Origin of the sequence: Streptococcus sp. C150 (genome assembly GCF_000187445.1) — a bacterium.
GTDB classification, from domain to species: domain Bacteria; phylum Bacillota; class Bacilli; order Lactobacillales; family Streptococcaceae; genus Streptococcus; species Streptococcus raffinosi.
In genome coordinates this window covers 51,531-61,810 of the sequence record NZ_GL698452.1, presented here as the reverse complement: position 1 = coordinate 61,810, position 10,280 = coordinate 51,531, and the positions used below count along the sequence as shown (strand labels likewise).

Here is a 10,280-nt window from a genome sequence, read left to right as displayed (position 1 = left end):
ACAAGGCAGGTTACCTACGCGTTACTCACCCGTTCGCAACTCTTCCAAGAAGAGCAAGCTCCTCTCTTCAGCGTTCTACTTGCATGTATTAGGCACGCCGCCAGCGTTCGTCCTGAGCCAGGATCAAACTCTCATTAAAAGCTTTAATAATTGTTCGAGCGTTAACTCATTTCCGTCTTCTGACGTTTTTTTCTTGTAAATTGACAGGTTATAATTTCTTCTATCATAACCCTGCACTTGGTTTCTTATTCAGTTCTCAAAGGTCTTTGTCTCTCTTAAGACAACTCCTATATTCTAGCAAATCTAGAATATCTTGTCAACACTTTTTGAAAAGTTTTTTCCAAACTTCCTCGTGTCTCTGCTTCATCCTCCGATGTAGCCTATTCATATTATCATCTCTTGCTTACCTTGTCAATAACTTTTTTAAAGTTTTAGAACTCTTTTAAGTTAATGTCAGTTTACTTGAGACAACTTTCATATCTTATCATTCATTACATTGGATGTCAATATGTTTTTAACGAAACTTATTTCCCTTTTCTAGATTGAACCTTTTGGAATCCTTGATATAATATCCAACCGATTAATATCCCTAGAGTGTTCTGACAGAAATTCGGTATGATTTCTGCGACGGCAGATCCTATTCCATACATAAATATTGAAGCAAGAGCATAACCACCAACCATTGAAATTGTAGCAAGTAGCAAACCTACAATACGATATTTTCCCTTAAATCCAGCAAAATATCCTTGCGCACCATGAATCAGTAAACTAATAAACATCCATTGTGGAGCAGACGATAAGAGATCAATCAGAAATGCTGATAAACCTCCTACAATAGCTCCCTCTTTTTTACCTAAATAGAAGGCGGTAAAGTAGATACCTGCATCTACCAAAGTCAACAATCCTGTTGGTGTGGGGATTTTAGCTACAAAGCCAAAAGTGACTGACAACGCTGTTAAAACAGCTAACAATGTTAGTTTTTTTGTTTTATCATTTTGCATATTGAACTACTCCAAACTCATTTGATTGTTTAATTGATTCAAAAACAAAGACTTTAGCATTAGCTACAGCGTCAATTTCTGAATATCCCTTAACTAATTCACTTGCTATACTAGAGGCAAACGTACAACCTGCACCTGTATTATTTTTATCCAATACAGCCTCTTCAAAGATTTTATAGTCTTTTCCATTATAAAAGACATCTATTGCTTTATGATTATTTAAACGATTACCACCCTTAACGATGACTGTCTTAGCACCTAATTCATTTAAAATACAAGCTGCACGCTTCATATCGTCAAGAGTATGGATTTTTTTATCAATAAGGAGCTCAGCTTCTGGTAAATTTGGAGTTATGACTGTAACATATGGGAAAAATTTAACCAATTCATTACGTAGCCGAGAAACCTCAACGTCATGGGTCTCCTTACAAACTAATACAGGGTCCAAAACAATTGGTATTCCAGGTTGATTCTTAACAAAATCCAAAGTTAGCTCTGCGATTTCAACGTTTGGTAATAACCCAATTTTAATTGCTGAGAAAGGCACATCTATTAGTGATTCCAGTTGTTGCTTAAAGACCGTGCTATCAATCGGAATGACCTCAAAACCATGTTTCGTCATCGCTGTCAGACAAGTCAAAGCTACAAAGCCATGTTGCTTATTGGTTGTAAATGTTGCTAAGTCTGCGTGAAGCCCTCCACCACTAAAAATGTCATTACCTGAAATGGCTAAAATTAATTCATCACTCATATTTTATCTCCTTCAAATATAATCCATTACCTGATGCTGTCGGTCCCGCAAGATTACGATCACAACTTTCCAAAACTGTCTTAACTTGAGAAATAGGCATGCGACCATTTCCAATTTTCAACAATGTTCCGACCATGTTTCTAACTTGCTTATAAAGAAAACCATTGCCAGAAAAAGTAAAGACATAGAATCCAGTTTTTTCATCAATTGAGACTCGAGCTTGGGTAATTGTACGCACCTTATTTTCTACAGAGGTACCCGAAGCTGTGAAACCTGTGAAATCATGCGTACCAACCAAATCTTTGGCAGCTTCTTGCATAGGAGCTAAGCTTAGTGGATAGGGATAATGGGTGGCATAATTTCGCATCATAGGATTTTTAGGACGGCCTGCATCTACTAGAAACTCATAAGTCTTACTATGTTTATTGTAACGTGCATGGAAATCCTCTGATACAAGTTCGATACTAACAATATCAATATCATCTGGGCATTGCGTATCTAAACCGAAACGCAGCTTCTCTGGATCCCGCTCCTGAGGCAAATCGAAGTGAATAACTTGTCCATAGGCATGAACACCAGCATCCGTTCGACCTGCTCCGTGAACTACTACAGGTGTGCCACTATTTAGCCGCAATAGCGTTTTCTCAATTTCCTCCTGAATAGAGCGAGCGTCTGGTTGTCTTTGAAAACCTGAAAAAAGTGTACCATCATAGGAAATTATTGCTTTGTATCTAACCATAAGCCTATCATATCAAATTTAATTGAGGATAAAAAGTGGCTAGGCTATAAATTGACCCCATACAGTTTTTGTGGTAAAAAAAGACGCTCAAGGCGTCTTTTCATTACAGGTCTTCTAAAGCATCTTTTACTTTGTTAAAAAACCCTTTTTTCTGTGGGGCAATCTTTTCATCACCACTTGCTTTGGCAAAGGCGAGAAGAGCCTCTTTTTGAGCATCATTGAGCTTCGTAGGTGTCACAATCTTCACTGTAACGTGTTGGTCCCCTTGTGATCCACCACGAAGACGTGGGGCACCCTTACCTTTGAGACGGAAAGTTTTACCTGTTTGAGTTCCAGCTGGAATCGTCATCTCAACATTTCCGTGAACTGTTGGTACTTCAACAGTGTCACCAAGAGCTGCTTGAACAAAGGAAATGTTAAGAGTGTAGTATATCGTTGATCCGTCACGAGTAAATTTGTCACTTGGATTTACATTGATGATGACAAAGAGATCTCCGTAAGGACCGCCATTGAATCCGGCTTCACCTTGACCAGCAAGACGGATTTGCTGACCTGTTTCAACACCTGCTGGAATCTTGACAGATACTTTATGGCTTTGTTTTTCATGTCCTGTTCCATGACAAGTTTGACAAGGATCCTTGATTTCTTGACCTGTTCCATGACAGACATCACAAGTTACTTGACGTCGCATCACCCCAAGTGGTGTTTGCGTATCAACATTGATAACCCCTTGACCATGACAGCGACCACAGGTTACAGGGCTTGTTCCCGGTTTTGCACCAGATCCTGAACATGTCTTACATGTCGCTTCACGGTTGTAGTGAACTTCTTTTTCAGCACCAAAAACAGCCTCTTCAAAACTTAGGTTGACACGATACTGAAGGTCATCTCCTTGGCGAGGAGCATTCGGATTGCGAGCAGCACCGCCACCAAAGAAGCTTGAGAAGATATCCTCAAAGCCTCCGAAGCCTGCTCCACCGTCAAAACCACCGAAGCCACCTTGACCACCAAAGCCTGCATTAGCGCCATCAGGTCCATATTGGTCATAAGCTGCACGTTTTTGATCGTCACTTAATGTCTCATAGGCCTCTTGGACCTCTTTATATTTTTCTTCTGCACCTGGTTCTTTATTAATGTCTGGGTGGTATTTCTTAGACATCTTACGATAGGCACGTTTTATTTCATCTTGAGAGGCATCCTTAGATACCCCAAGACGATCGTAATATTCAGTATTGTTCATAATTTAAGATACAAAGGGCATCCAATGAAGAAAGCCAAAACAATAGTTTTTAAGAGGGATAAATGGACCTTTTAATTAGCTATCTTTCTGGCTTGGTTCATAGCCCGTGTTCACCAACGAACACTCTTTGTTCCTTTCTTTTTTATTTTTCACAACATGAAGCAGAAGCATACCTTGCATTCACTTCACTTATTTTACCGAAAAACAGAGGCTGGTTTGCAACCTCTGGATTTCTTTTTATCATTTAGTTGTTAAGCTGAATTGAGCACGCCCTAACCTCTTGGTGAAAAAGACAAATCTTCCTAGAAACTAAAGTTTCTGCGTCAGATTTCCTATTTTCACTGTGAGGTTTTAACGGGCTTTGCATCTTACTTCTCCGTAAACTCTCCGTCTACGACATCGTCACCTGAGTTATCGGCTGTTTGTGCACCTTCTGCTCCTGCTTGAGCTTGTTGTGCTGCTGCAGCTTGTTCGTAAAGTTTAACGGCAAGAGCTTGAGCTTTTTCGTTAAGAGCTTCCAATTTAGCCTTCATATCATCAAGATTTCCTGATTCTTGAGCTTTCTTAAGATCGTCAAGGGCTGATTGAGCAGCATCACGTTCTGTATCGAAACCTTTACCTTCTGTTTCTTTGATTGTCTTTTCAGTAGCAAAGATAGCTTGGTCGACTTCGTTACGAAGATCTACTTCTTCTTTACGTTTTGCATCTGCTTCAGCATTTGCTTCGGCATCTTTCATCATTTTTTCAATTTCTTCATCAGTCAAGCCTGAGTTAGATTGGATAACGATGTGTTGTTCTTTTTGAGTTCCAAGGTCTTTAGCTTTAACAGATACGATACCGTTCTTGTCGATGTCGAATGTTACTTCGATTTGTGGGATACCACGAGGTGCAGCTGGGATATCTGTCAATTGGAAACGTCCAAGAGTCTTGTTATCTGCTGCCATTGGGCGTTCCCCTTGAAGAACATGGATATCAACGGCTGGTTGGTTGTCTGCTGCTGTTGAGAAGACTTGTGATTTAGATGTTGGAATAGTAGTGTTACGGTCGATGAGTTTTGTGAAGACGCCACCCATTGTTTCAATACCAAGTGACAATGGTGTTACGTCAAGAAGAACGACGTCTTTAACATCACCAGTGATGACACCACCTTGGATAGCAGCACCCATGGCAACAACTTCATCAGGGTTAACTGATTTGTTTGGTTCTTTACCAGTTTCAGCCTTAACAGCTTCTACAACGGCTGGGATACGAGTTGAACCACCAACAAGGATAACTTCATCAATATCTGACAAGCTCAAGCCAGCATCTGAAAGAGCTTGACGAACTGGAGTTTTAGTACGTTCTACAAGGTCACGAGTCAAATCATCAAATTTCGCACGAGTCAATGTCATTTCCAAGTGAAGAGGTCCAGCCTCACCAGCAGTGATGAATGGCAAGCTGATTTGTGTTGAAGTGACACCTGAAAGGTCTTTCTTAGCTTTTTCTGCTGCGTCTTTCAAACGTTGAAGAGCCATCTTGTCTGTTGACAAGTCGATGCCGTTTTCTTTCTTGAATTCTTCAACCATGTGATCGATGATTTTTTGGTCAAAGTCATCACCACCGAGTTTGTTATCCCCTGCAGTTGCCAATACATCAAAGACACCATCTCCAAGTTCAAGGATAGATACGTCGAACGTACCACCACCAAGGTCGAATACCAAGATTTTTTCTTCTTTATCAGTCTTGTCCAAACCGTAAGCAAGAGCTGCGGCTGTTGGTTCGTTAACGATACGTTCTACTTCAAGACCAGCGATTTTACCAGCGTCTTTAGTTGCTTGACGTTGAGCATCGTTGAAGTAAGCTGGAACTGTGATAACTGCTTTGGTTACTTTTTCACCAAGGTAATCTTCAGCGTAACCTTTCAAATATTGAAGAATCATAGCTGAGATTTCTTGTGGTGTGTATTCTTTACCGTTTGCAGAAACTTTTTCAGAAGTACCCATCTTAGATTTGATAGAGATTACTGTATCTGGATTTGTGACTGCTTGACGTTTTGCAGCGTCACCAACGATGATTTCACCATTTTTGAATGAAACAACTGAAGGTGTTGTACGGTTACCTTCTGGGTTTGCGATAATTTTTGATTCAGTTCCTTCAAGAACTGCTACTGCTGAGTTTGTTGTACCTAAGTCAATACCAATAATTTTAGACATATGTTTTTCTCCTTGAATCTATCTTCTTTTTTTCTTTTTGATACTTCCCTTAAGTGGTGGGGACGTGAGCAACTCCCTTCGGGATTTCATCACTTATTTTTGAGCCTACTGTCTCAAAAATCCCCTGTTTCAGTAGCACACGCTACTGAAACTTTCACCACGACGGGAAATATCTGCTTTGCAAGCCTATGGCTTGCTTCTTATCTTTCTTTCATAGTTTAGTGTCGTTTCGGACAAGTTTCCTATTATGTTACAACACGAGGAGTCGAAATCAATATTATTTCGACGACGAGTTAGTAAGGAGGCTAGGCAAACGCCATAGCGACTGCCGTTTTCTGACGAGTCGCTTTAGCTACCGTCAGAATTGCCTAGTTGAACACGCCCTAAGCTCTGGGTAAAAAAGATAGATTTCCTTGTGTTCATCGAACACTTCGTCAATCTCCTATTTTTACTGTGAGCTTTTTACGGGCTTTGTATCCTAGTTATAAACTACTACCATAGCCGGTCTTAGGACGCGTTCATGGAGTTTGTAGCCTTTTTGGAAGACTTGTGCAATGGTGTCTGCTGGATGTTCATCATCTGCTGGCATGGTTTGAATAGCCATATGGAAGTTGTGGTCAAAATCACCATCGGCTGGGATTTCTTCGATTCCTTCCTCTTTCAGAGCATGTACCAAACTTTCTTGGACCATCTCCAAGCCCTTCTTCACATCATCTGTCAAACCTTCAACGGCAAGAGCACGTTCGAGATTATCCAATGATGGCAAAATAGCTTTTGCCAAATCCTGACTACGATATTTTTGCAGTTGTTGACGTTCTTCATTTGCACGACGCTGAATATTTTGCATTTCTGCATGGGCACGGAGATATTTGTTTTCCAACTCCTCTGCACGCGCTTGTGCTTCTTCAAGTTCAGAAGGGTCTTTTGCTTCCTCTACAACTTTTTCAGTTGTTTCAGTAGTTTCCTCTTCTTTTACTTCTTCTTTTTTAATATCTTCTGTCAAGGCATACACCTCTTTCTATGCTTTTTAAACTTTATATATTAGTTAACTTCGTAATGGTTACTATTGAGATACCGATAATAATCCGTCAACTTCATAACCAAAACCCTACCGATAACATTGACCAAACTAATCATGCGATGATAATCCATTTCAACAGGACCAATCACATGCATAAGTGCCATCCCACGATAAGGAATCAGGAATTTATGACTGATGACTGTTATATTTTCAAGAGCTTCTTCAGTTAATTCAGCAACCGAAACCTTGGTCACTTCATCATCGGAGATAGCTGATCGAAGTTCAAGCGCCACATGTTGTGGATTATCCAAAAACTGATAAGTTTTTAAATCGGCATAGGTCAATGATGCAACCTTACCTTCGATGAAAATCAATTCCCTAAAGAGTTGTGAAAAGATATAATCAAACAAATCCAAAACATTATCTGTTGTTTTAAAATACTTTTGCACAATCTGAGGAATTTCTGTCCGTAATCGATAATGGATATCTAAAACAGTGTTCCCCAAGAAACGTTCTTGAACAAGTTTATGAAAAATTTCCAAATCACTAGACAAGAAATTCTTCGGAATAGCAAACTGAACTGTCACCGGCTTAGATTCATCCAAAGTAAGAACTGCTAAAGCATCATGATTAGACAACTGAACGATTTCAAATCCCGTCAGACGCTGTCTGGTCGGTTCCACATCTTGAATCACTGCTGTGCATCCTGTCATTTCTGCCAGCAACTTTGCTGCTGCGTCCAAAATGTCTTCAAGTTTAAAAGCCTCAAAGTCGAAGGCCTTGACAACTTGATAAACATCCTGCTCATCAATCGTATCAAGATTCAAAGAGTTAGCGACAAAATATTGAAAACCTGCTCGGCTTGGCATACGCCCACTAGAAGTATAGGCTTTTTCAAGATAACCCATTTTTTCTAACTTGGCCATGTCATTTCGAATAGTCGCTGAACTTGAATCGATAGATTCTTGCAAAGCTTTAGAACCAACTGGTTCATGGGTACGAGTGAACATCTCAACAATCAAATTCAAAATAGCGTTTTGTCTTTGCGTAATCACGATGTCACCTCATTTCTATTTATTAGCACTCTCATATGCCGACTGCTAACTTATGATTCTATTATACACCTAAACTCTAACATGTCAACACAAAAAACCAAAAAATTAGCACTCTTTTTGCAAGAGTGCTAAAAATACATCTAAAGACCTAGAAAAAATAAAAAATACCCTCAAGGGGCATTTAAATCTCAGCGATCATATTTTGACAAATGATAGGTTTCAACAATAGAAATGAGATGCTTAGCATAGTCCGGATCACTGTTGAAACCTGCAGCTTGTAATTTTTCCGCCGCAACTTTATAACTAGTCGTTCCTGCTACCTCTTTATAGGTTGATTCACCCCATCTTCCCTGACGAAGACCTTCCAAATAAGCCAACATAGAACTTGACCAATCCTTGAAGACTGCAAAATCTACCTTTTGATATTGCCATTTACCTTTACTATAAACGTTATCTTTCAGAAGGATATGCTCCTGACCCGGCTGAGCAGATAGACTATATAGATTATGATATTTGACCGACAAAAGACTGCTACCATAATTAGACTCATACGCCGCTTGACTGAGGAGAATAGAGGCAGGCACACCGTAGGTTTTGGACATCTTTTGCGCTGTAGGAGCCAAGTTGTCAACGAATTCTTTCTGTGTGTAGGCAACTTTGACTGAACGAGCATTGTCATCCGTAGACGCATGCAAGATGAGTGGCAAGAGGATACCTAGAGCGAAAACAGCAACTAAGATTATGAAGGCTTTTAGTTTAAAACGTCGTCTCACTTAGTCTTCTCCTTTAATAGTGCCAGATATTCTTCTAAGGTAAGGTCATGCTTGGTCATATACTCTGCCGACTTTTTACCAACATAACGGAAATGCCAGTCCTCATAATCTACGCCTGTTGATGACGCCTTTCCTTCTGGGAAGCGAAGAACAAAGCCATATTTTGGTGCTAATTCCTTGACCTTAGCAACCGTATCAGGATCTGCTTCGTTTAGGCTATCAACGGTACTCATATCAATTGCAAGACCTGTTTGATGTTCACTAGCACCAGGAGGTTGTGAGTACGTTTGAACCTTTTTCTCTGCTTGAGATTTCGTCAAACTTGGATCTGTAGCCATTTCTTGTTGAACATAGGTGTTATAAAGTTCTGTTTGGTAAGCAACACTGCGGTAACCTGAAATGAGATGATAACTTGGATCAATTTCTTGAGCTGCTGCTAAAAATTCTTTGACGTTCTTAGCAATTCTTGAATCTACGGAAATACCATCAACATCTGCAATCTTTGGATTAAGCTCTTTAGACTTATTATCTCGATTTACCAAAAGCAATTCCCAGTCTTTCGGTGATACATCAGGAAGTCCTTTCGTATCTTTACTCTGAGTTGCACTTGCAGTTTGCTTGTCACTCTTTGTGACTGATGTTCCACTGGTTTGTTGAACCGTATGATGCACACCAAATAGTGAATAGGCTCCCGCCATAACTAGCAATACTACAATCAAGACACTACTAACAATCAAAAACCAATTGGTTTGTTTTTTCGCCTGACGACGACTTGGATACTTATTTTTTGCCATTTTCTTTTTCTATTATCTCTCGTCCAACCTGACGATAAGTCATCTCGCCAAGCGTTTCTAATGTGAATTTCCCATTGTCATATGTAACGACAGTTACCGAACCATTATCTAATGAAGGATGTTCGACAGAAGGGTCAATTAACCAAGCGAGGGTCGCAATAGTCATGCCGTGACTGACGACAATAGCATCACCACCACCAGCTTTTAACACATCCTCTGCAATAGCTGTAAAACCCTCTATAATACGTTTTTTAAGAACTTCCCAAGGTTCTGCCCAACCAGCCGTATCCACATCAAGAATACTCTGTGCAAGCTCGGGGTAGCTCACTTCGTATAAATCCTTACCTTGAAAAGCATCTGTTCTCGGTAGCACACCATAGAAAAGTTCGCCATCGTAGCCACCATCTAAACTACCAAAGCACCACTCACGAATGCGCTTGTCCCGTTTATACGGAATGCTCTCAAAACCAGTCTCACGTAAGATAATGTCCATGGTTTGAATGGTACGTCCCGAATCACTAGAATAGGCAGACTTGAAAGGAATACCTGCCGCTTTTAGACCTACACCCAGCTCACGAATGCCCTCTTCACCAGATGGCGTTAAAGGACTATCGGACCAACCTTGCGCACGTCCAATAGTATTAAACATGGTTTTTCCATGTCTCGCAATATACAACTTAACCTTACTCATGGCGCCCCCTTCTTTCCGTCATT

General features: G+C 40.2%; 10 protein-coding genes and 1 rRNA gene. All 11 read right to left on the bottom strand.

The features are described from left to right. Positions 1 to 139, bottom strand: a 16S ribosomal RNA gene (locus HMPREF0848_RS09780); the annotation flags it as partial. A 385-nt stretch (positions 140 to 524) separates the two neighbouring features. Continuing rightward, positions 525 to 1,001 carry an ECF transporter S component gene (locus HMPREF0848_RS09775; protein WP_008536283.1) on the bottom strand — a complete coding sequence of 159 codons (477 nt, stop codon included), beginning with the start codon at positions 999 to 1,001 and terminating at the stop codon, positions 525 to 527. Next, positions 991 to 1,752, bottom strand: a complete 762-nt coding sequence (locus HMPREF0848_RS09770; RefSeq protein WP_008536282.1) for a bifunctional hydroxymethylpyrimidine kinase/phosphomethylpyrimidine kinase — start codon at positions 1,750 to 1,752, stop codon at positions 991 to 993. The genes HMPREF0848_RS09775 and HMPREF0848_RS09770 overlap by 11 nt, the downstream gene beginning before the upstream one ends. After that, the gene (truA, locus tag HMPREF0848_RS09765; protein WP_008536280.1) at positions 1,745 to 2,491 is read right to left on the bottom strand and encodes a tRNA pseudouridine(38-40) synthase TruA; all 747 of its coding nucleotides are present in this window, start codon (positions 2,489 to 2,491) and stop codon (positions 1,745 to 1,747) included. The genes HMPREF0848_RS09770 and truA overlap by 8 nt, the downstream gene beginning before the upstream one ends. Positions 2,492 to 2,594: 103 nt before the next feature. Then, a complete protein-coding gene (dnaJ, locus tag HMPREF0848_RS09760) occupies positions 2,595 to 3,731 on the bottom strand; it encodes a molecular chaperone DnaJ (protein ID WP_008536278.1) in 1,137 nt (378 codons plus the stop codon). 368 nt (positions 3,732 to 4,099) lie between these two features. Then, positions 4,100 to 5,923 (bottom strand): molecular chaperone DnaK, encoded by a 1,824-nt coding sequence (dnaK, locus tag HMPREF0848_RS09755; RefSeq protein WP_002888263.1) that lies wholly within the window; start codon positions 5,921 to 5,923, stop codon positions 4,100 to 4,102. Positions 5,924 to 6,401: 478 nt separating this feature from the next. Further along, positions 6,402 to 6,926, bottom strand: coding sequence for a nucleotide exchange factor GrpE (grpE, locus tag HMPREF0848_RS09750; RefSeq protein WP_037609553.1), 525 nt, complete (start codon positions 6,924 to 6,926; stop codon positions 6,402 to 6,404). Between the two features lie 38 nt (positions 6,927 to 6,964). Beyond that, on the bottom strand, positions 6,965 to 7,999 hold the full coding sequence (gene hrcA / locus HMPREF0848_RS09745) for a heat-inducible transcriptional repressor HrcA (RefSeq protein WP_008536274.1): 1,035 nt from the start codon (positions 7,997 to 7,999) through the stop codon (positions 6,965 to 6,967). Between the two features lie 188 nt (positions 8,000 to 8,187). Beyond that, complete coding sequence (locus HMPREF0848_RS09740; protein WP_008536272.1) at positions 8,188 to 8,772, bottom strand: glycoside hydrolase family 73 protein; 585 nt, start codon at positions 8,770 to 8,772, stop codon at positions 8,188 to 8,190. Continuing rightward, on the bottom strand, positions 8,769 to 9,566 hold the full coding sequence (locus HMPREF0848_RS09735) for a M15 family metallopeptidase (protein ID WP_008536271.1): 798 nt from the start codon (positions 9,564 to 9,566) through the stop codon (positions 8,769 to 8,771). Before HMPREF0848_RS09735 ends, HMPREF0848_RS09740 begins: the two co-directional genes overlap by 4 nt. Beyond that, the gene (locus HMPREF0848_RS09730) at positions 9,553 to 10,257 is read right to left on the bottom strand and encodes a histidine phosphatase family protein (RefSeq protein ID WP_008536268.1); all 705 of its coding nucleotides are present in this window, start codon (positions 10,255 to 10,257) and stop codon (positions 9,553 to 9,555) included. Before HMPREF0848_RS09730 ends, HMPREF0848_RS09735 begins: the two co-directional genes overlap by 14 nt. Positions 10,258 to 10,280 lie beyond the last annotated feature (23 nt).

Excerpts from the sequence above, each read along its gene's own strand:
- HMPREF0848_RS09770 (WP_008536282.1), bottom strand. The coding sequence starts at position 1,752 with ATGAGTGATGAATTAATTTTAGCCATTTCAGGTAATGACATTTTTAGT.
- dnaJ (WP_008536278.1), bottom strand. The coding sequence starts at position 3,731 with ATGAACAATACTGAATATTACGATCGTCTTGGGGTATCTAAGGATGCC.
- HMPREF0848_RS09735 (WP_008536271.1), bottom strand. The coding sequence starts at position 9,566 with ATGGCAAAAAATAAGTATCCAAGTCGTCGTCAGGCGAAAAAACAAACC.
- dnaK (WP_002888263.1), bottom strand. The coding sequence starts at position 5,923 with ATGTCTAAAATTATTGGTATTGACTTAGGTACAACAAACTCAGCAGTA.
- truA (WP_008536280.1), bottom strand. The coding sequence starts at position 2,491 with ATGGTTAGATACAAAGCAATAATTTCCTATGATGGTACACTTTTTTCA.
- HMPREF0848_RS09775 (WP_008536283.1), bottom strand. The coding sequence starts at position 1,001 with ATGCAAAATGATAAAACAAAAAAACTAACATTGTTAGCTGTTTTAACA.
- HMPREF0848_RS09730 (WP_008536268.1), bottom strand. The coding sequence starts at position 10,257 with ATGAGTAAGGTTAAGTTGTATATTGCGAGACATGGAAAAACCATGTTT.